The organism is Kineococcus aridisoli (genome assembly GCF_050871885.1).
Taxonomy (GTDB): Bacteria; Actinomycetota; Actinomycetes; order Actinomycetales; family Kineococcaceae; genus Kineococcus.
Genome location: NZ_JBJLSF010000018.1, coordinates 13,549 through 33,709, shown reverse-complemented (window position 1 = coordinate 33,709; position 20,161 = coordinate 13,549). Strand labels below are relative to the sequence as shown.

General features: G+C 74.2%; 18 protein-coding genes. 12 read left to right on the top strand and 6 right to left on the bottom strand.

What is annotated here, in order from left to right:
- Positions 1–51 precede the first annotated feature (51 nt).
- Positions 52–1,290: a formaldehyde dehydrogenase, glutathione-independent gene (gene fdhA, locus ACRYM2_RS07420; protein ID WP_432521128.1), complete on the top strand. Its 1,239-nt coding sequence runs from the start codon at positions 52–54 to the stop codon at positions 1,288–1,290.
- Between the two features lie 133 nt (positions 1,291–1,423).
- Positions 1,424–2,419 (top strand): TauD/TfdA family dioxygenase, encoded by a 996-nt coding sequence (locus tag ACRYM2_RS07415; protein WP_432521126.1) that lies wholly within the window; start codon positions 1,424–1,426, stop codon positions 2,417–2,419.
- A 14-nt stretch (positions 2,420–2,433) separates the two neighbouring features.
- On the opposite strand, the gene ACRYM2_RS07410 is transcribed toward ACRYM2_RS07415, so the two are convergent.
- From ACRYM2_RS07410 to sdhC, 5 genes are all read right to left on the bottom strand, one after another.
- Positions 2,434–4,098, bottom strand: coding sequence for an ABC1 kinase family protein (locus ACRYM2_RS07410; protein WP_432521124.1), 1,665 nt, complete (start codon positions 4,096–4,098; stop codon positions 2,434–2,436).
- 124 nt (positions 4,099–4,222) lie between these two features.
- Entirely contained in the window at positions 4,223–5,068 is an 846-nt protein-coding gene (locus tag ACRYM2_RS07405) for a succinate dehydrogenase iron-sulfur subunit (RefSeq protein ID WP_432521122.1), read from the bottom strand.
- Positions 5,068–6,900: an FAD-binding protein gene (locus ACRYM2_RS07400; RefSeq protein ID WP_432521120.1), complete on the bottom strand. Its 1,833-nt coding sequence runs from the start codon at positions 6,898–6,900 to the stop codon at positions 5,068–5,070. Before ACRYM2_RS07400 ends, ACRYM2_RS07405 begins: the two co-directional genes overlap by 1 nt.
- Positions 6,901–6,925: 25 nt before the next feature.
- A complete protein-coding gene (locus ACRYM2_RS07395; protein WP_432521118.1) occupies positions 6,926–7,435 on the bottom strand; it encodes a succinate dehydrogenase hydrophobic membrane anchor subunit in 510 nt (169 codons plus the stop codon).
- A gap of 10 nt (positions 7,436–7,445) precedes the next feature.
- A complete protein-coding gene (sdhC, locus tag ACRYM2_RS07390) occupies positions 7,446–7,865 on the bottom strand; it encodes a succinate dehydrogenase, cytochrome b556 subunit (RefSeq protein ID WP_432521117.1) in 420 nt (139 codons plus the stop codon).
- 307 nt (positions 7,866–8,172) lie between these two features.
- On the opposite strand from sdhC, the gene ACRYM2_RS07385 reads away from it, so the two are divergent.
- From ACRYM2_RS07385 to yidC, 10 genes are all read left to right on the top strand, one after another.
- Positions 8,173–9,327: a mannose-1-phosphate guanylyltransferase gene (locus tag ACRYM2_RS07385; protein ID WP_432521116.1), complete on the top strand. Its 1,155-nt coding sequence runs from the start codon at positions 8,173–8,175 to the stop codon at positions 9,325–9,327.
- Between the two features lie 60 nt (positions 9,328–9,387).
- A complete protein-coding gene (locus ACRYM2_RS07380; protein WP_432521115.1) occupies positions 9,388–10,626 on the top strand; it encodes an amidohydrolase in 1,239 nt (412 codons plus the stop codon).
- Between the two features lie 200 nt (positions 10,627–10,826).
- Positions 10,827–11,918, top strand: a complete 1,092-nt coding sequence (locus ACRYM2_RS07375; RefSeq protein ID WP_432521114.1) for a BMP family lipoprotein — start codon at positions 10,827–10,829, stop codon at positions 11,916–11,918.
- A gap of 100 nt (positions 11,919–12,018) precedes the next feature.
- Complete coding sequence (locus tag ACRYM2_RS07370) at positions 12,019–13,533, top strand: ABC transporter ATP-binding protein (RefSeq protein WP_432521113.1); 1,515 nt, start codon at positions 12,019–12,021, stop codon at positions 13,531–13,533.
- Positions 13,530–14,756, top strand: a complete 1,227-nt coding sequence (locus tag ACRYM2_RS07365) for an ABC transporter permease (protein WP_432521112.1) — start codon at positions 13,530–13,532, stop codon at positions 14,754–14,756. The genes ACRYM2_RS07370 and ACRYM2_RS07365 overlap by 4 nt, the downstream gene beginning before the upstream one ends.
- Positions 14,753–16,060 (top strand): ABC transporter permease, encoded by a 1,308-nt coding sequence (locus tag ACRYM2_RS07360; protein ID WP_432521110.1) that lies wholly within the window; start codon positions 14,753–14,755, stop codon positions 16,058–16,060. The genes ACRYM2_RS07365 and ACRYM2_RS07360 overlap by 4 nt, the downstream gene beginning before the upstream one ends.
- A complete protein-coding gene (locus ACRYM2_RS07355; protein WP_432521109.1) occupies positions 16,057–16,491 on the top strand; it encodes a cytidine deaminase in 435 nt (144 codons plus the stop codon). The genes ACRYM2_RS07360 and ACRYM2_RS07355 overlap by 4 nt, the downstream gene beginning before the upstream one ends.
- Positions 16,488–17,771: a thymidine phosphorylase gene (locus tag ACRYM2_RS07350; protein WP_432521107.1), complete on the top strand. Its 1,284-nt coding sequence runs from the start codon at positions 16,488–16,490 to the stop codon at positions 17,769–17,771. The genes ACRYM2_RS07355 and ACRYM2_RS07350 overlap by 4 nt, the downstream gene beginning before the upstream one ends.
- A 57-nt stretch (positions 17,772–17,828) precedes the next feature.
- Positions 17,829–18,179, top strand: coding sequence for a DUF6412 domain-containing protein (locus ACRYM2_RS07345; RefSeq protein WP_432521105.1), 351 nt, complete (start codon positions 17,829–17,831; stop codon positions 18,177–18,179).
- 108 nt (positions 18,180–18,287) lie between these two features.
- A complete protein-coding gene (gene yidC / locus ACRYM2_RS07340) occupies positions 18,288–19,151 on the top strand; it encodes a membrane protein insertase YidC (RefSeq protein WP_432521104.1) in 864 nt (287 codons plus the stop codon).
- Positions 19,152–19,163: 12 nt separating this feature from the next.
- Here yidC and ACRYM2_RS07335 read toward each other — a convergent pair whose 3' ends face one another.
- Positions 19,164–20,132, bottom strand: a complete 969-nt coding sequence (locus ACRYM2_RS07335) for a dioxygenase family protein (protein ID WP_432521102.1) — start codon at positions 20,130–20,132, stop codon at positions 19,164–19,166.
- Between the last annotated feature and the right edge of the window lie 29 nt (positions 20,133–20,161).

Sequence of the window (20,161 nt, the reverse complement as noted above, 5' to 3'; positions counted from 1 at the left end):
GTGGTCCGCGGGCCGGCGACGGGGCCGGCCGCTCCAGGAGGAGGTCCACGCGTGAGCACGACGACCAGCGCACCCGGCGGCAACCGCGCCATCGCCTACCTCGGTCCCGGCAGGGTCGAGGTGCAGACCATCGACTACCCCACCTTCGAGCTGCGGGACGGGCCCGGGGTCAACCCGGCCAACGTCGGCCGGCGCGTGGACCACGGCGTCGTCCTCAAGCTCGTGGCGACCAACATCTGCGGCTCCGACCAGCACATGGTGCGCGGGCGCACCACGGCCCCGCCCGACCTCGTCCTCGGCCACGAGATCACCGGCGAGGTCGTCGAGAAGGGCCGCGACGTGGAGTTCCTCGACGTCGGCGACCTCGTCTCGGTGCCCTTCAACATCGCCTGCGGCCGTTGCCGCAACTGCAAGGAGCGCCAGACCGGCATCTGCCTCAACGTCAACCCCGACCGGCCGGGCTCCGCCTACGGCTACGTCGACATGGGCGGCTGGGTCGGCGGCCAGGCCGAGTACGTCCTCGTGCCGTACGCGGACTTCAACTGCCTGAGGTTCCCCGACAAGGACCAGGCGATGGAGAAGATCCTCGACCTGACGATGCTTTCGGACATCTTCCCGACCGGCTTCCACGGCTGCGTCAGCGCGGGGGTCGGGGTCGGCTCGACCGTCTACGTCGCCGGGGCCGGCCCGGTGGGGCTCGCCGCCGCCGCCGGCGCGCAGCTGCTCGGGGCGGCCGTCGTCATCGTCGGCGACCTCAACGCCGAACGGCTGGAGCGGGCCCGCAGCTTCGGCTGCGAGACCGTCGACGTCTCCCGGGGCGACCCGCAGGACCAGATCGAGCAGATCCTCGGCGTCCCCGAGGTCGACTGCGGCGTGGACGCCGTCGGGTTCGAGGCCCGCGGCCACGGTGCGGGCTCGGCCACCGAGGCCCCGGCCACCGTCCTGAACTCCCTCATGCAGATCACCCGCGCCGGGGGAGCGCTGGGCATCCCGGGCCTGTACGTCACCGGCGACCCCGGGGGCGTCGACGAGGCGGCCAAGAAGGGGGCGCTCTCGCTGGACCTCGGCACCGGCTGGGCGAAGTCGCTGGCCTTCACCACCGGCCAGTGCCCGGTGATGAAGTACAACCGGCAGCTGATGATGGCGATCCTGCACGACAAGGTGCAGATCGCGAAGGCCGTCGGCGCGACGCCCATCTCGCTCGACGAGGCGCCCGCCGCCTACGCCGAGTTCGACGCCGGCGCGCCGAAGAAGTTCGTCATCGACCCGCACGGGCTCATCCCGCGCTGATCGCCCTGCACGGGCGGATCGGTCGCACTGCGCGGGCAGACTGCCCGGATCGGGCACGCCGATCTGGGCAGTCTGCCCACTCGCAGGCGCTACGGTGGGCAGCACTCGGTTCGTCGACGATGGAGAGACCGCCATGACCTCTGTGTTCCTCGACTCCTCGGCCACGGTGCCGACCCTGCGCGAGCTCGCCGCCGGCGAGCGCGAGCAGCTGGCCGCCCTGGGCGCCCGGCTGAGCGCCGACCCCGTCACCGACCCCGACGCCTTCGGCCGGCAGGCGCGCCTGCTGGCGCGCGAGCTGCCGGCGGGGCTGGCCGAGACGCTGTGGGCCTTCGAGGAGCGCGGTTCCGACTCCGGGGTGCTCGTCCTGCGCGGCCTGGAGGTCGGCGAGCTGCCGGCCACCCCGCCGGACAACACCGGCGGTGTCGGCGGGCGCACGCTGCTGGCCCGCCAGCAGGCCGTCGTCAGCCACGCGCTCGGCCACATGCTCGGCTACGCCGCCGAGGGGCACGGGCACCTGCTGCAGGACATGGTCCCCAACGCCAGGCTCGCCGCCACGCAGCAGTCGCAGGGCTCGCGCGTGGAGCTGGAGGCGCACACCGAGCAGTGCTTCTCCGACCTGCGCCCCGACTACGTCGTCCTCGGCTGCCTGCGCGGGGACGCCGACGCCGCCACCTACGCCTTCCCGGCCCGCGACCTGCTCGCCCACGTCGACCCCACCGACGTCATGGAGCTGTTCCGCCCGCTGTGGACGACGCTGGTCGACGAGTCCTTCGCCGACTTCCTCGACACCCGCGAGGTGCGCGGCCCGTTCTCCATCCTGTCCGGTGACGCCGACGACCCCACGATGCTGGTCGACCAGGACCTCATGCACGGCATCACCAAGCACGCCCAGGCCCTGCTGGAGCGCGTGCTGGAGATCTACGTCGCGCACCGGCACGCCGTCGTGCTGCAGCCGGGCGACGTGCTGCTGCTGGACAACCTGCGCGCCATGCACGGCCGCTCGCCGTTCGCCCCCCGCTTCGACGGCACCGACCGCTTCATCACCCGCGGCTTCGTCGTGCGCGACCTGCGCCGCTCGCGCTTCGCCCGCCCCGGCGGCCACCGCGTCGTGCAGGCCAGCTTCAGCTGAGTCGTCCACAGGGGTCAGCGGCGGCGCTTGCCGCGGTGGCCGCGGGCGGTCCATCCCAGGTAGCCGGTGAGCGCGCCCAGCGCGGCGACGCCGACCGCGGCGACCTTCGTCTCGTGCGGCTTCAGCCGGTCGGGGTCGGTGGAGGCGATCACCGCGAGCGCCTCGACGCCGGCGGAGACGATGAGCCCGACGACGAGCCGGTTGCCGATGCGCTCCACCCGGGTCACCAGCGGCTCCAGGTCCTCGGTGCGCAGCGAGACCGAGACCCCGTCGCGGTCCAGGACGTCCAGGACGCGCCCGAGCTGGCCGGGCAGCTCCACGCCGAGCGCGGCGGCGTCGATCCCGGCCTGGCGCAGCCTCTTGGCCACCGACAGCGGGTCCAGGTGGCGGCGCACCAGCCGGCGCGCGTAGGGGTTCAGGGCGCGCCCGAGCTGGAAGTCCGGGTCCAGGCTGGCGCCCAGGCCCTCGGTCATCACGATCATCTTGACGACCAGGGCGAGGTTGCGCGGCAGGGCCAGGTGGTGCCGGCGCAGGATCTCGAAGACGTCGCGGACGACGTCGCCCACCTTGATGCGCCCCAGCGGCAGCCCCTCGTAGGTGCGCAGCAGGTGGGCGCAGTCGGCCGTCAGCCGCACCCGGTCCACGCGGTGCTCGGTCACGCCGACGGTCGCGAACGCGGCGGCGATGCGGGCCGGGTCGCGGCGGTCGAAGGCGGCCAGCAGCATCGCCAGGTGCTCGCGGGAGCGCTCGTCGACCGTGCCGACCATGCCGTAGTCGAGCAGGCCGATGCGCCCGGACTCCTCGATGAGGAAGTTGCCCGGGTGCGGGTCGGCGTGGAAGAAGCCGTGCTCGAAGACCATGTCGGCCAGCAGCCGGGTCGCCCGGGCCGCCAGGTCGGAGCGGTCGACGCCGTAGCGGGCCAGCCCCTCGACGTCGCTGATCTTCACCCCGTGCAGGCGCTCCAGCGTGATGACGCGCGAGGTCGTGGTGTCCCAGTAGACCTTCGGCACGTGGATGTCGGGGTCGCCGGCGAAGTTCTGCGCGAACCGCTCGGCGTTGTGCCCCTCCTGCAGGTAGTCCAGCTCGGCGCGCAGCGTGTCGGCGAAGTCGGTGGCCAGGCCCACGACGTCGTAGTCCGCGGCCGCCGACCAGCGGCGCGAGGCCTGCACGGCCAGCGCCCGCAGGATCTCCAGGTCGCCCTCGACCTCCTCGACGACGCCGGGGCGGCGGACCTTCACCACCACCTGGGTGCCGTCCTCGACGACGGCGGTGTGGGCCTGGCCGATGGAGGCGCTGGCCAGCGGTTCGCGGCTGAAGGCGACGAACAGGGCCTCGGGGTCCTCGCCGAGCTCCTCGACGACCGCGCGGCGGACGTCGTCGTAGGGCACCGGCATCGCGGAGTCCTGCAGCTTCTCCAGCTCGCGCTGGAAGGCGGGGGAGAGCAGGTCGGGGCGGGTGGACAGGATCTGCCCCAGCTTCACCGCCGTCGGGCCGAGCTCCTCCATGACCATGCGCACGTGCTCGGCGCGCGAGTGCCGCTCGCGGTCGCGCGAGCGCAGCCCCAGCAGCTCGAAGTCGGTGCGCACCCAGCGCTCCAGGCCCAGGGCGTCGATGAGGAACCCGAGACCGTGCCGGGACAGGATCCGGCTGATCTGCAGGTAGCGGTCCTGGTGGCGCATCCGGCTCCTCCCTCGCGGACCGGCGGCCCGAGCGTCGCGGCCAAGTGTCCCCCAGCGCCGCCGGGAACGCCCGAGGGCCCCGTCCCGGCGGTGCGGAACGGGGCCCTCGGGCGAGCGGGTCGGCTCACATCCTGCGGGCGATGAGCGCCTGCTTGACCTCGCTGATCGCCCGGGTGACCTGGATGCCGCGCGGGCAGGCCTCCGAGCAGTTGAAGGTCGTGCGGCAGCGCCACACGCCCTCCTTGTCGTTGAGGATCTCCAGGCGCAGGTCGGAGCCGGCGTCGCGGCTGTCGAAGATGAAGCGGTGCGCGTTGACGATCGCGGCCGGGCCGAAGTACTGGCCGTCGGTCCAGAACACCGGGCAGCTCGAGGTGCACGCCGCGCACAGGATGCACTTGGTGGTGTCGTCGAAGCGCTCGCGGTCGGCCTGGGACTGCACGCGCTCGCGGGTGGGCTCGGCGCCCTTGGTGATGAGGAACGGCATCACCTCGCGGTAGGCCGCGAAGAAGGGCTCCATGTCCACGACGAGGTCCTTCTCCACCGGCAGGCCCTTGATGGGCTCGACGGTGATGGGCTTGTCGAGGTTGAGGTCCTTCAGCAGCACCTTGCAGGCCAGCCGGTTGCGGCCGTTGATGCGCATGGCGTCCGAGCCGCACACCCCGTGCGCGCAAGAGCGGCGGAAGGTCAGGGCGCCGTCGACCTCCCACTTCACCTTGTGCAGGGCGTCCAGCACGCGGTCGGTGCCGTACATGGTGAGGCGGTAGTCCTCCCAGTGCGGCTCGGAGTCGGCCTCCGGGTCGTAGCGGCGGATGCGCAGGGTGACGTCGAAGGAGGGGATCTCACCCGTCTTCGACTCGTTGCCGCCCGGGCGCGGCTCGGCCCCGCCGGGGCCCTCGTGGGCGCGCGCGGCGGACTTGGCCGGGCCGGACTCGGCGTTCGTCTCCGACGGGCTGGTCTCGAAGGTGGACATCAGTACTTGCGCTCCATCGGCTGGTAGCGCGTCTGGACGACGGGCTTGAAGTCCAGGCGCAAGGTGTGCTGACCGGCGGCGTCCTTCTCGCGGTAGACCATCGTGTGCCGCATGTAGTTGACGTCGTCGCGGTTGGGGTAGTCCTCGCGGAAGTGCCCGCCGCGGGACTCCTTGCGCTCCAGGGCGCCCAGGCACATCACCTCGGCGAGGTCGAGCAGGAAGCCGACCTCCAGGCCCTCGAGCAGGTCGGTGTTGTAGCGCTTGCCCTTGTCCTGCACCGAGGCGCGGGCGTAGCGCTCCTTGAGCCGCTCGATGTCGGTGAGCGCCTGCTTGAGCGTCGCCTCGGTGCGGAACACCTGGGCGTTGAGGTCCATCGTCTCCTGCAGGTCGCGGCGGATGTCGGCGATCCGCTCGCCCTGCGGGCGGTCGCGCAGCGTCGCCAGCTGCGCGACGACGTCGGCCTCCGGGTTCTCCGGCAGCGCGATCCACTCGGCCTTCGTGGCGTACTCCGCGGCGGCGATGCCGGCGCGGCGGCCGAAGACGTTGATGTCGAGCAGCGAGTTCGTGCCCAGCCGGTTCGAGCCGTGCACGGACACGCAGGCGACCTCGCCGGCGGCGTAGAGGCCGGGCACGACGCGAGTGTTGTCCTGCAGGACCTCCGCGTCGACGTTCGTGGGCACCCCGCCCATGGCGTAGTGCGCCGTCGGGTACACCGGGACCGGCTCGGTGTACGGCTCCACGCCGAGGTAGGTGCGCGCGAACTCGGTGATGTCCGGCAGCTTGGCGTCGATGTGCGCGGGTTCCAGGTGGGTCAGGTCGAGCAGGACGTAGTCCTTGTTCGGCCCGGCGCCGCGGCCCTCGCGGACCTCGTTGGCCATCGAGCGGGCGACGATGTCGCGCGGCGCGAGGTCCTTGATGGTGGGCGCGTAGCGCTCCATGAACCGCTCGCCGTCGGCGTTGCGCAGGATGCCGCCCTCGCCGCGGGCGGCCTCGGAGAGCAGGATGCCCAGACCCGCCAGGCCGGTCGGGTGGAACTGGAAGAACTCCATGTCCTCCAGCGGGATGCCGCGGCGGTAGGCGATGCCCATGCCGTCACCGGTGAGGGTGTGGGCGTTGGACGTCGTCTTGTAGACCTTGCCGGCGCCGCCGGTGGCCAGGACCACCGACTTGGCCTGGAAGACGTGGATCTCGCCGGTCGCCAGCTCGTAGGCGACGACGCCGGCGACGCGCTTGTCGCCGGGCACGCCGATGGTCGGGGGCGTGGCCAGGCCGGGCTGGTCGGCCGCGCCCTCGATCTCGGTCCCCGTCCGCGCCTCGGAGGCCGGCACCAGCAGCAGGTCGAGCACGTAGAACTCGTTGAAGAACTCGACCTCGTGCTTGACGCACTGCTGGTAGAGGGTCTGCAGGATCATGTGCCCGGTGCGGTCGGCGGCGAAGCACGAGCGGCGCACCGGCGACTTGCCGTGGTCGCGGGTGTGGCCGCCGAAGCGGCGCTGGTCGATGCGGCCCTCGGGGGTGCGGTTGAACGGCAGCCCCATCTTCTCCAGGTCCAGGACCGCGTCGATGGCCTCCTTGCACATCACCTCGGCGGCGTCCTGGTCGACGAGGTAGTCACCGCCCTTGACGGTGTCGAAGGTGTGCCACTCCCAGTTGTCCTCCTCGACGTTGGCCAGCGCGGCGCACATGCCGCCCTGGGCCGCACCGGTGTGCGAGCGCGTCGGGTAGAGCTTGGTGAGCACGGCCGTGCGGGCCCGCTGGCCGGACTCGAGCGCGGCGCGCATGCCCGCGCCGCCCGCGCCGACGATGACGACGTCGAACTGGTGCGTCTGCATGGTCTAGCTCCTCCTCGCTCGCCGGTCAGCTGTTGGGGCTGGTGACGGTGGGCACGTTGTCGATCGCCGGACGGCAGAAGTCGAAGGTCTGGCTGGGGTCGGCGCACGGGTCGAAGGTGAAGATGACGAGCGTGCCGACGACGATGACGATGGCGCTGGCGAGGTAGAGGGCCATCTTCAGCCAGAAGCGGGTGGCGTCGCGCTCGGCGTAGTCGTTGATGATCGTGCGGACGCCGTTGGCGCCGTGCAGCTGCGCCAGCCACAGCATCAGCAGGTCCCAGACCTGCCAGAACGGGCTGGACCACTTGCCGGCCACGAAGCCCCAGTTGACCTGGTGGATGCCCTCGCCGGTCATGAGGTTGACGAAGAGGTGGCCGAAGACGAGGACGATCAGGACCACGCCCGACATCCGCATGAACAGCCAGCCGTACAGCTCCCAGTTGGTGTGCGTGGAGCGGCTGCGCCGGTACGGCGAGCGGGGGGTCTCCAGGGCCGGGGCGTAGGAGCCGCCGGGGGTCTGCTCGGGTGCGCTCACGGTTCGGCCCTCAGTGGGTGAAGACGATGGTCAGGTGGCGGATCAGGAAGGGGACCATGAGGACCGTCCACAGGGCGACGACGCCCCAGAAGAGCTTGCGCTGGTGCTTGGTCCCGCCGGACCAGAAGTCCACGAGGATGATGCGGACGCCGTTGAGCGCGTGGAAGACCACCGCGCCGACGAGGCCGGCCTCGCCCAGGCCCATGACGGGGTTCTTGTACTGGGCGATGACGCCGTCGTAGACCTCCGGCGACACGCGCACCGTCGCGGTGTCCAGGACGTGCACGAACAGGAAGAAGAAGATGGCCACGCCGGTGATGCGGTGCATCACCCACGACCACATGCCCTCGCGGCCGCGGTAGAGCGTGCCCGCTGGCTTCAGCTTGCCGACAGGGCTGCCCTGTCCGGGTGGGGTGAGGCTCGTGGCCACCGGCGTCCTCCTCGAGTGTCCTCGACGCCGGCTCCCCGGGCTACGGCGCTCGGGCGGCGGCGTCCTGCGTCCACTGTAGGCGCGCAGGGGTCGCGGGAGCGCCCGCAGGAGGCCGTGCGGAGCTTTTGTGACGAAGGACTCACGGCGCTGTGCGGCAGGGATCACGCAGGTCAGGCTCACCTACCTTAGGGGACGGGGAGCCGGCGGGGAAGCCCCGCGGCCCGCCGCAGGCCGATCGGGTGAGCAGGTCCACCCGATCGCGCCGACCGCCCCTGGCGCGGCGCGGCGCACCGGTAGGTTCCGGGCCATGACTGACGGGGGAACGTGGTCGGTGGACGACCTCGAGGACGCGACGATCGACCTGTCCGACTTCCACGCCGTGGTGCCCGCCGGCGGGGCCGGCACCCGGCTGTGGCCGCTGTCGCGCAGCGGCCGCCCCAAGTTCCTGCTCGACCTCACCGGCCGCGGCCGCACCCTGCTGCAGTCCACCTGGGACCGGCTGCTGCCGCTGACCGACGCCTCGCGCACCCTGGTGGTCACCGGCCGCTCGCACGCCGGGGCCGTCGCCGACCAGCTGCCGGACCTGGCGCCCGCCAACCTGCTGCGCGAGCCGTGCCAGCGCGACTCCGCGGCGGCCATCGGCCTGGCGGCGGCCGTCCTGGTGCGCCGCGACCCGGACGCCGTCCTGGGCTCCTTCGCCGCCGACCACAACATCTCCGGCCGCGACGACTTCGAGTCCTCCGTGGAGGAGGCCGTCGTCACCGCCCGCCGCGGCTTCGTCGTCACCATCGGCATCGCCCCCTCGCACCCGGCGACCGGCTTCGGCTACATCCGCCTGGGCAAGCGGCTGCGGCTGCAGGGCGCACCGAACGCCCGCCGCGTCCTGCAGTTCAAGGAGAAGCCCGACGCGCGCACCGCCGCGGCCTACCTCTCCACCGGCGACTACCGCTGGAACGGCGGCATGTTCGTGGCCCGCGCCGACGTCCTGCTGGAGCTGCTGGCCGCCCACGCGCCCGCCCTGCACGCCGGGCTGCAGCGCATCGCCGACGCCTGGGAGACCCCGCAGCGCGAGGCCGTGCTGGCCGAGCAGTGGCCCGCGCTGCCCTCCATCGCCATCGACCACGCCGTCGCCGAGCCCGCCGCCGAGGAGGGCCGGGTGGCCGTCGTGCCCGCCACCTTCGGCTGGGACGACGTCGGCGACTTCTCCTCCCTGGCCGAGCTGCTGCCCGCCGACGTGGACCAGCCCAAGGTGCTCGGCGACGCCGACCTCGTCCTGACCGAGGGCGTCGCCGGGGGCCTGGTGGTGCCGGCCAACGGGCGCGTCGTGGCGCTGCTCGGCGTCGACGACCTCGTCGTCGTGGACACCCCCGACGCGCTCCTGGTGACCACCCGGGCGCGCGCCCAGGAGGTCAAGAAGCTCGTCGCGCGCGCCAAGGAGGCCGGGCTGGACTCCATCGTCTGAGCACCCGCCCGGGTGGTGCGGCCTGCGGGGCGCCGCGCTCGCGGAGTAGCGTCGCCCGGCGTGAGCAGCGACACCAGCAGCCCCGCGGCCGCGACCGCAGGGCTGGACGAGCTCGCTGCCCTGGTCGCCGAGCACGAGCCCGCCGCGCGCGCCCTGCGCCGCGACGTGCACGCCCACCCCGAGCTCGCCCGCGCCGAGCACCGCACGACCCGCCTGCTGGCGGAGGCGATGGCGCGGGCGGGGCTCGCGGTGCGCCTGCTGCCGGGCACGGGCCTGGTCGCCGACGTCGGGCCGGCCGACGGCCCCCGGCTGGTGCTGCGCGCCGACATCGACGCGCTGGCCGTGCAGGAGGCCACGGGCCTGCCCTACGCCTCCACGGTGCCCGGCACCGCGCACGCCTGCGGGCACGACGTGCACACCGCCGCCGTCGCCGGGGCCGGGATGGTCCTCGCGGCGCTGCACCGGGCCGGGGAGCTCCCGCACGGCGTGCGGCTGCTGTTCCAGCCCGCCGAGGAGGTCATGCCCGGCGGTGCGCTCGACGTCATCGGCACCGGCGTCCTGGAGGGCGCCGCCGCCGTCTACGGCCTGCACTGCGACCCCACCCTGGACGTCGGGACGGTCGGGCTGAAGGCGGGGCCGATCACCTCCGCCTCCGACCACGTCACCGTGCGCCTGAGCGGCACCGGCGGCCACACCTCCCGCCCGCACCTGGCCGGGGACCTCGTCTTCGCCCTCGGGCAGGTCGTCACCCAGCTGCCGGCCGTGCTGGCCCGCCGCGTCGACCCGCGCGCCGGGGTGAACCTCACCTGGGGCGCGGTGCACGCCGGGGACGCCGCGAACGCCGTGCCCGCCGAGGGCTACGCCGCCGGGACGCTGCGGTGCATGGAGACCGAGGCCTGGCAGCACGCCGGCGAGCTCGTCGAGTCCGTCGTCGCCGACCTGGTGCGCCCGTACGCGGTGAGCGCGGAGGTCGTCCTCGTGCGCGGGGTGCCGCCGGTCGACAACGAGGTCCGCGCCACCGCGGCGCTGGAGCACGCCGCGCGCGGGCTGCTCGGCGACGACGCGGTGCTGCCCACCCGCCAGTCGCTGGGCGGGGAGGACTTCGCCTGGTACCTGCACCACGTGCCCGGGGCGATGGTCCGCCTGGGCACGCGCACCCCCGGCGGCACGACCTACGACCTGCACCGCGGCGACTACGCCCCCGACGAGGCGGCGCTGGCCACCGGCATCGGCGTCCTCGCGGCGACGGCCGCCTCCCGGCGGGCGCTGCTGCAGGGCCCGCGCAGGTCCGCGGGCTGAGGGCGGGCCCGACCCCTCCGCCCGACCCCTCCGCCCGGCCGTCCCGTCCGGATCCATCGCCCGGATGGTCTCGATCTGGACAACCTGCCCGCTCGCACGGACGGAACCGTGCTTTTCGCGCCGTACGATGTCCGCGCGTTCGCCGATCCAGCCTTCCGCGTCGTCGTCCGCCTCCGCCCCCGACCTGGAGGACCTCCCCCATGAAGACCCTGCACCGCTTCGCCCCGGTGGCCGCCGTGGGCGCCGCCGCCCTGCTGCTGGCCTCCTGCGGCAGCCGGCCCGACGACAGCGCCGGCCCGGCGGAGGGTTCCGGCGGCGGTGACGCCTTCAAGGCGTGCATGGTCCTGGACACCGGCGGCGTCGACGACCGCTCGTTCAACCAGAGCTCCTACGCCGGCATGGAGGCGGCCAAGGAGGAGAACCCGGACATCGAGATCTCCTACGTGCCCTCCGCCGACGACACCCAGTACACGCCGAACCTGCAGGCCCAGGTCCAGGCGGGCTGCGACACGATCATCGGCGTGGGCGGGCTGATGGCCGACTCCATGAAGGAGGTGGCCTCCGCGAACCCGGACCAGTCCTTCGCCGAGATCGACTCCTCCTCCGAGGAGCCCAACGTCTACGCGCTGCAGTACAACACCGCCGAGGCCGCGTTCCTGGGCGGTTACCTCGCCGCCGGCATGACCAAGACGGGCGTCGTGGGCACCTGGGGCGGTCTGCCCATCCCGCCGGTCACCATCTTCATGGACGGCTTCTGGGAGGGCGTGCAGCACCACAACCAGCAGAAGGGCACGAACGTCCGCGTCCTCGGCTGGGACGAGAACAACCCCGGCGGCGGCACCTTCGCCAACAGCTTCCAGGACCAGGCCGCGGGCCGCTCCATCACCGAGACCCTCGCCGGCCAGGGCGCCGACGTCATCATGCCGGTGGCCGGCCAGGCCGGCCTCGGCGCCGGTGCGGCCGCCGAGGCCGCCGGCGGCAGCCTCAACCTCGTGTGGGTGGACACCGACGGCTGCGAGAGCGCCGAGCAGTACTGCCAGTACTTCATCTCCTCGGTCACCAAGAACCTCACCGACTCCGTGAAGGAGTACGTGCTCGCCGCCGCCGACGGCGAGGCCCCGACCGGTTCCTACGTGGGCACCCTGGAGAACGAGGGCGTCGGCCTGGCGCCGTTCAACGAGTTCGACGCGCAGGTCCCCGCCGAGCTGAAGAGCGAGCTGGAGACCGTCCGCGCGGGCATCGTCGACGGCTCCATCGAGATCACCTCGCCCAGCGCGATCGCCGCGAGCTGACACCCGGCCCGGCCGGGTCCAGCGCCCGGCCGGGCACGCAGCACCACCGCAGCACCACCGCTGCACCACCCACGAAGGCCACGAGGGGAACGACGCGCACGTGGAGCTGGAACTCCGAGGCATCACCAAGCGCTTCGGGTCCCTCGTCGCCAACGACGGGATCGACCTGACGGTCCGGGAGGGCGAGATCCACGCCCTGCTCGGCGAGAACGGCGCGGGCAAGAGCACGCTCATGAACGTCCTCTACGGGCTGCACGCGCCCGACGAGGGGGAGGTCCTCGTCGACGGCGAACCGGTGCGGTTCTCCTCGCCGGGCGACGCGATGGCCGCCGGGATCGGCATGGTGCACCAGCACTTCATGCTGGTGCCGGGCTTCACCGCCACCGAGAACATCGTCCTCGGCTCCGAGCTGACCCGCGGCGGCGGCCTGCTGGACCGCCGGCGGGCGCGGGCGCGGGTGCTGGAGACCTCCGAGCGCTTCGGGCTCGCGGTGCCGCCGGACGCGCTGGTCTCCGACCTCGCCGTCGGCGTGCAGCAGCGCGTGGAGATCCTCAAGGCGCTGCTGCGCGAGGCGAAGGTGCTCGTGCTCGACGAACCCACCGCGGTGCTCACGCCCGCCGAGACCGACGACCTCATGCGCGTCATGCGCGAGCTCGCCGACTCCGGCACCTCGATCGTCTTCATCACGCACAAGCTGCGCGAGGTGAGGGCCGTCGCCGACCGCATCACCGTCATCCGCCGCGGCCGCGTCGTGGGCTCCGCCGAGCCCACCGCCTCGCAGGAGGAGCTGGCCGCGCTCATGGTCGGGCGCGACGTGCGCCTGGTCGTGGACAAGGCGCCCGCCGCCCCGGGCGAGCCGGTGCTGGAGGTGTCCGGCCTGCGGGTGACCGACCCCGCCGGCGCGCTGCTGCTCGACGACGTCAGCCTCACCGTGCGCGCGGGGGAGGTGCTCGCGATCGCCGGTGTCGACGGCAACGGCCAGAGCGAGCTGACCCGCAGCGTCGTGGGCCTGCAGCCGGTGGACTCCGGCAGCGTGCGCCTGTCGGGCGAGGACCTCACCGGCCTGTCCGTGCGGCAGGTCCTGCAGCGCGGCGTCGGGTACGTGCCCGAGGACCGCCTGCACGACGGCCTCGTCGGCTCCTTCAGCATCGCCGAGAACCTCGTGCTGGACCTCGTGGACACCCCCGCGTACTCCGCCGGCCCTTCGCTCGACCGCGCCGCCGTGGCGCGCAACGCCGCCGAGCGCGTCGCGGAGTTCGACATCCGCACCTCCAGCGCGCAGGCGGCGGTGTCCACCCTCTCCGGCGGCAACCAGCAGAAGGTCGTGCTGGCCCGCGAGATGTCCCGGCCGCTGAAGCTGCTCGTGGTGGCCCAGCCCACCCGCGGCGTCGACGTCGGCAGCCAGGAGTTCGTGCACCAGCGCATCGTCGCCGAGCGCGACCGCGGTGCCGCCGTCCTGCTCGTCTCCACCGAACTGGACGAGGTGCGCGCCCTGGCGGACCGCATCGTCGTCATGTACCGCGGACGCATCGCCGGGGAGGTCGGCCCCGACGCCGGCTCCGAGCAGCTGGGCCTGCTCATGGCCGGCGCGCGACCGCAGGAGGGAACCGCGTGAGCACCGAGACCCCCGCGAAGGAGGTCCCGCCCGCGGGCCCGGCGGGCGCCGCGCCCCGGCGGCCCGCCCCGCGCCGGACCTGGCTCGTCACCGTCTTCGCCGTCGTCGGTGCCGCCCTCGTCGGGGCGGTCCTCATCGCCGTCGGCGACGCGCGCACCCGCGCCGCGGCGTGCTACTTCTTCAGCTACCCCTGGGACACCTTCTCCAACGCCTGGTACGCGGTGCGCGACGCCTACCTGGCGCTGCTGGAGGGCGCGGTCTACAGCCCCGACCTGTCCGGCAAGGGCGCCCTCGGCCCGATCTCGGAGACGCTGGTCAACGCCACGCCGCTGATCCTCGGCGGTCTCGCCGTCGCCCTGGCGTTCCGGGTGGGCCTGTTCAACATCGGCGGGCAGGGCCAGGTCGTGCTCGGCGCGGTCGGCGCCGCCTGGATCGGGTTCACCTGGGACCTGCCGGTCGGCCTGCACCTGCTGCTGGCCCTGGTCGGCGGCCTGCTCGGCGGCGTGCTGTGGGGCGGGCTCATCGGCTGGCTCAAGGCCCGCACCGGCGCCCACGAGGTCATCACCTCGATCATGCTCAACTACGTCGCGCTGAACCTGCTGAACTTCCTGCTGAGCACCCGGGGCTTCCAGCGCCCGCCCTACGGGCAGGCCATCTCCGAGCAGGTCGACGCCGGCGCGCGCCTGCCGCTGCTGCTGGGCAGCCCGCTGCGCGTGCACGCCGGCCTGCTGCTGGCGCTGCTCGCGGCCGTGGCCGTGCACTGGCTCTTCAGCCGCTCCCGGCTGGGGTTCCGGCTGCGCGCCGTGGGCGCCAACCCGGAGGCCGCCCGCACCGCCGGGATGTCGGTGGGCCGCCTGCAGGTGGTCGCGATGGCCCTCTCCGGCGGGCTGGCCGGGCTGGCCGGGGCCTCGCAGGTGCTCGGCGTCAGCGGCAGCGTGACCGGCAGCGTGGCCGGCACCATCGGCTTCGACGCGATCACCGTGGCCCTGCTGGGCCGCAACAACCCCTACGGCGTCATCGGGGCCGGCCTGCTGTTCGGCGGCCTGCGCGCCGGCGGGGTGCAGATGCAGTCCACCACCGGCGTGCCGGTGGACCTGGTGGGGGTCCTGCAGGCCCTCATCGTGCTGTTCATCGCCGCCCCCGCCCTCGTGCGGGCCGTCTTCCGGCTGCGCGCCGGCGGCGGCGGCGTCGGGACCGAGCTGGCCGGGGGGTGGAGCAGGTGAGCGCGGCGGAGCAGCAGGCCCGTCCGGAGGCCGTCGTCGTCCACGAGGTGCTCGAGCAGCCCGTCGGCCTGCGCAAGCGGGTGGTGACCGGCTCGCTGCTGGTGCTGACCGGTGCCGTCACCGTCCTGGGCTGGGGCCTCGGCTCCGGCCGCGGGGACGCCACCTTCGCCTTCGGCGGGGACACCGCGGTGCGCCTGCCCGACCTCACCGTCCCGGGCACCGCGACGCCGGTGGTGCTCGGCGCGCTCGTGGTGGTGCTGGGCCTGTTCCAGCTGGTGCGCGGCTTCCGCGCCCGCCGCGGGCCGCTGCTGGTGGGCGTGGCCGTGGCCGCGTTCATGGTCTCCTTCCTGTGCTGGGCGATGAGCGGCGGCGACGCGGCCTCGATCGACGTGGTGCGGCTGCTGCGCCAGACCCTGTTCCTGGCGACCCCGCTGATCCTCGGCGCGCTGGCCGGCGTGCTCGGCGAGCGCAGCGGCGTCGTCAACGTCGCCATCGAGGGGCAGCTGCTCACCGGCGCCTTCACCGCCGCGCTCGTCGGCTCCCTGGCCGGCAGCCTCGGCGCCGGCGTCGTCGGCGGGGTCCTGTCCGGCGCGCTGGTCGGCTGGCTGCTGGCGGTGTTCGCCATCCGCTACCGCGTCAACCAGGTCATCCTCGGCGTGGTGCTCAACGCGGCCGCCCTCGGGTTCACCGGCTGGGCCTACAAGGCGCTGATGCAGTCCGACACCGAGCGCTACAACGCGCCGGGCCAGCTGCAGGCGGTGCCGATCCCCGTGCTCTCGGAGATCCCGGTGCTGGGCCCGCTGCTGTTCGAGGCCAACGTCGTCGTCTACGTGATGTACGCGCTCATCGTGGCGCTGCAGGTGGTGCTGTTCCGCACCCGCTGGGGACTGCGCACCCGCGCGGTCGGCGAGCACCCCAAGGCCGCCGCCACCCTGGGCGTGCCGGTCCTGCGCATCCGCTACGTCAACGTGGTCGTCGCCGGCGGCATCGCCGGGCTGGGCGGGGCGTTCCTGTCGGTCGGCACCATCGGCCCGTTCACGGAGAACATGTCCGCCGGCAAGGGGTTCATCGCGCTGGCCGCGGTCATCTTCGGCCGCTGGACGCCCAAGGGGGCCGTCGCGGCCTCGCTGCTGTTCGGCTTCTTCGCCGCCCTGCAGACCCTCGTGGGCGTCCTGCCGTACGGTTCGTCGGTGCCCTCCAGCTTCCTGTCCGCGCTGCCGTACCTGGCGACCCTGTTCGCGGTCGCCGGCTTCGTCGGGCGGGTGCGCCCCCCGGCGGCCAGCGGGGAGCCGTACCCGGCATGAGCACCCCCGCACCCGAGGCCGGCCACGACTTCGACGCGCTGCGCACCGCGGCCCGCGAGGCGCTGACCCGCTCGTACTCGCCGTACTCCGGCTTCCCCGTCGGCGCGGCCGCGCTCGTCGACGACGGCCGCGTCGTCACCGGCGCGAACGTCGAGAACGCCTCCTACGGCGTGACGCTGTGCGCGGAGTGCACCCTCGTCGGGCAGCTGCGGATGAGCGGCGGCGGCCGGCTCGTCGCCTTCGCCTGCGTCGACGCCGCCGGCAACGTGCTCATGCCGTGCGGGCGCTGCCGGCAGCTGCTGTTCGAGTTCGGCGGCCCCGAGCTGCTCGTGGACACCCCGCGCGGGGTGCTGCCGATGACCGAGGTGCTGCCCGACGCGTTCGGCCCGCACGACCTGGAAGACCCCGCGAGGAAGGCCCCGCAGAAGTGAGCCAGCAGTTCGCCGCCGTCGACGTCATCCGCACCAAGCGCGACCGGGGGGAGCTGTCGGACGAGCAGGTCGACTGGGTGGTCGACGCCTACACCCGCGGCGAGGTCGCCGAGGAGCAGATGTCGGCGCTGGCGATGGCCGTGCTGCTCAACGGCATGAGCCGGCGCGAGGTCTCGCGCTGGACGGCCGCGATGATCGCCTCCGGCGCGCGGCTGGACTTCACCGACCTGCCCCGCCCCAGCGTGGACAAGCACTCCACCGGCGGGGTCGGCGACAAGGTCACGCTGCCGCTGGCACCGCTCGTCGCCGCGTGCGGGGCGGCCGTCCCGCAGCTGTCCGGCCGCGGGCTCGGGCACACCGGCGGCACCCTGGACAAGCTGGAGGCCATCCCCGGCTGGCGCGCCTCGCTGTCGCTGGAGGAGATCCGCCGCCAGCTCACCGACGTCGGCGCGGTGATCTGCGCGGCCACCGGCGACCTCGCCCCGGCCGACAAGAAGCTCTACGCGCTGCGCGACGTCACCGGCACCGTCGAGGCGATCCCGCTGATCGCCAGCTCCATCATGAGCAAGAAGATCGCCGAGGGCACCAGCGCGCTCGTCCTCGACGTCAAGACCGGTTCCGGCGCCTTCATGAAGGAGCTCGGGCAGTCCCTGGAGCTGGCGCGCACGATGGTCGCCCTCGGCACCGACGCCGGGGTGCGCACCACGGCCGTGGTCACCGACATGTCGACGGTCCTGGGGCGCACCGCGGGCAACGCGCTGGAGGTCCGCGAGTCCGTCGAGGTCCTCGCCGGCGGCGGCCCCGCCGACCTCGTCGAGATCACCCTGGTGCTGGCCCGCGAGATGCTCGCCGCCGTCGGCCTCGACGCGGTCGACCCCGCCGACGCCCTCGCCGACGGCCGGGCCATGGACGCCTGGCGGCGCATGGTCGCCGCCCAGGGCGGCGACCCGGACGCGGCCCTGCCGGTGGCCCGGCACACCACCGACGTCGTCGCCGACGCCGACGGGTTCCTCGACGTCGACGCGCTCGCGGTCGGCGTCGCCGCCTGGCGCCTGGGCGCCGGGCGCTCGCGGCGCGAGGAGGCCGTGCAGGCCGGTGCCGGTGTCGAGCTGCACGCCGTGCGCGGCGAGCGGGTGCGCGCCGGGCAGCGGCTGATGACGCTGCACACCGACACCCCCGAGCGCTTCGACTGGGCGCTGCAGGCCCTGGCGGGCGGGTACCCGATCACCGCCACCGCCCCGGCCGCGGTGCCGCTGGTGCACGAGCGCGTCACCGCCTGACGCGGCGCCCGGGCACCACCGGGCGCTAGGCTCGTTCCGCAGGGGGAGGAGGGCCGGATGGTGCCGCACGCGCGCCCGTCGCTGACGGAGCGGGGTTCCGCCGCGCTGCTGCTCGTGCCGGCGCTGCTGACGGCCCTGCTGACGGCCCTGGCGGTCGTCCCGCCCGCCGGCGCCCACACCCCCCTGCTGGCCGCGGCGCTCGGCGTCGCCGCCACCTGCCTGCTCAGCGTCGTCGCCGTCCGCGCCGTCGTCGCCGTCCTGCTCACCGCGATCGCCCCCGCACCGCCGCGGCGGTCGCGGGTGCGCGCGGAGGTGCTGCCGCAGAACGAACCGGCGGCCGTGGGCAACCCGCAGCCGCGGGCACCGGGAGCGCCGCCGCTCCCGCGCCCCGCGGCGTCCACGGCCTGAACCCCGGCTCGAACCCCGGCTCGAACCCCGGCTCGAACCCCGGCCCCGAGGACCCCGCACCGGACGCGGGAGCTGCCGCTCCCCGTTCCCGCGATCCCGGAGTCCGCCGTGCCCCTGCCCTCGTCCCTGCCCTCGTCGCCGTCCTCGTCCCTGCTCTCGTCCCTGCTCGACCTCGGCCACGCCGTCCTCGCGCCGGCCGAGGCGGCCGTCGCCCACGTGCTGGTCCTCCTGCACGGGCTGCTGACCGCCGCCGGTCTCGACCCGGCCGGGGGAGCGGCCTGGTCGCTGGCCGTCGTCGGCCTCGTCGTCCTCGCCCGCACGCTGCTGCTGCCGCTGTTCGTGCGCCAGCAGCGCGCCGCGGCCACCGTCGCGGCGCTGCGCCCGCAGCTGCTGGCGCTGCAGCGCCGCTACGGCGGGCGCACCGACCCCGCCGCCCGCCGCGAGCTGCAGCAGCGGACGGCCGAGCTGTACCGGGGAGCGGGCACCAGCCCGCTCGCCGGCTGCCTGCCGGGGCTGCTGCAGGCCCCGGTGCTCCTCGCGCTCACGCTCACGCTGCAGGCGGTGGCCGCCGCCCGCCCGGTCGGTCCGCTCTCGGGTGCGCCGCTGGAGCAGCTGGGCGCCGCCACGCTCGCCGGTGCGCCGCTGTCGGGCTCGCTGACCGCCGCGTGGGGCGCGGACCCGCGGACCGTCCTCGTCGCCGGCCTGCTCGTGGCCGCGAGCGCGCTGCTGCAGCTGCTGGTGCTGCGGCTGTCGGCGGCGCAGCAGGCCGCCCGGGGCGCCGAGCCGGTGCCCGGGCAGGCGGCCGTGCAGGTCGTGCTCCCGGTGGTGGTGGCGGTCTCGGCCGTGCACTTCCCCGTCGGGGTGCTGCTCTACTGGGCGGTCTCCGCCGCCTGGTCGGCGGCCCAGCAGGCGGCGCTGACGCTGCTGCCGGCCGCCCGGCGGGCCCGGCGGGCGGCACCCCCGCGCCGCTGAGGGCCCTCCCGCTCAGGCGGGGGCGGGACCCGCCCCCGCGGGCGGCGGGCCGCCGGCGGGGTGGCCGGAGGAGTCCGAGCCCATCCCGGCCATCGTCCCGGCCGTGGGCGTGGTCGTGGTGTCCACGCCCACGGTGAGGGCCAGCGCGTAGCCGCTGGTGACGTCGCCGGACCACGTGGGCGTCTGGGTGGCGCCGCCGTCGTCGCCGAAGACGCCGTCGCTGCTGAGCGAGACCTCCGCGAGGTTGGTGACGGACCGCTCGTAGCCGGCGGTGGCGTAGACGGCGGCGGCGGCCTCGGCCGGGATCGCCAGCTGGGAGGTGGCGATGCAGTTCGCGACGTCGGTGGTGGAGTCCACGTCGGGGTAGACCTCGAAGTGCACGTGCGGCCAGCGGCCGTCGTAGCAGGCGGGGAAGACGCTCGTGAAGCTCACGTTCCCGTCGGCGTCGGCGACCTGCACCCCGCGCAGGTAGTTCTCGCCGGCGATGTCCTCGGAGTACATCGAGTACCGCCCGGCGCGGTCGCAGTGCCACACGTAGACGGCGACGCCCTCGAAGGGCACGTCCCCGCCGGCCATGTCGACGATCGAGAGCGTGAGCGTCATCGGCACGCCCTCGGCGGTGGTGGTGGAGGTGCCGAAGCTGGAGCGGATGTCGCTGCGCACGACACCGCTCTGCTCCAGCACGTCCGCGCCGTTGGAGCCGTCGCCGGGGTAGGGGCCGGCGGTCTCGTCGGGGATCTCGGTGAGCGCGCCGCCGGCGCCCGCCGAGCTGGTGGTGCCGCTCGCCGAGCCGGCCTCGGCGGTGCTGGCGCAGGCGGTCAGGCCGGCGGCCACCGCGCCGAGGCCGAGGGCGCGCAGCGCGCCGCGGCGGCTGGTGATCGTGGCGATGTCGAAGGCGAGGCCCTGGTCCTCCACGTCCTCGTGCGGGCGCGGCAGCGGGCGGCCCTCGTAGCGGGGGCGGGTGTCGCGGGAGCTCCTCATGCACCCACCGTCGGGGCCTCCCCCGTGCC

Coding starts and splice junctions, on each gene's coding strand:
- ACRYM2_RS07415 (WP_432521126.1), top strand. CDS start 1,424: ATGACCTCTGTGTTCCTCGACTCCTCGGCCACGGTGCCGACCCTGCGC.
- ACRYM2_RS07410 (WP_432521124.1), bottom strand. CDS start 4,098: ATGCGCCACCAGGACCGCTACCTGCAGATCAGCCGGATCCTGTCCCGG.
- ACRYM2_RS07405 (WP_432521122.1), bottom strand. CDS start 5,068: ATGTCCACCTTCGAGACCAGCCCGTCGGAGACGAACGCCGAGTCCGGC.
- ACRYM2_RS07400 (WP_432521120.1), bottom strand. CDS start 6,900: ATGCAGACGCACCAGTTCGACGTCGTCATCGTCGGCGCGGGCGGCGCG.
- ACRYM2_RS07385 (WP_432521116.1), top strand. CDS start 8,173: ATGACTGACGGGGGAACGTGGTCGGTGGACGACCTCGAGGACGCGACG.
- ACRYM2_RS07375 (WP_432521114.1), top strand. CDS start 10,827: ATGAAGACCCTGCACCGCTTCGCCCCGGTGGCCGCCGTGGGCGCCGCC.
- ACRYM2_RS07355 (WP_432521109.1), top strand. CDS start 16,057: ATGAGCACCCCCGCACCCGAGGCCGGCCACGACTTCGACGCGCTGCGC.
- ACRYM2_RS07345 (WP_432521105.1), top strand. CDS start 17,829: ATGGTGCCGCACGCGCGCCCGTCGCTGACGGAGCGGGGTTCCGCCGCG.
- ACRYM2_RS07335 (WP_432521102.1), bottom strand. CDS start 20,132: ATGAGGAGCTCCCGCGACACCCGCCCCCGCTACGAGGGCCGCCCGCTG.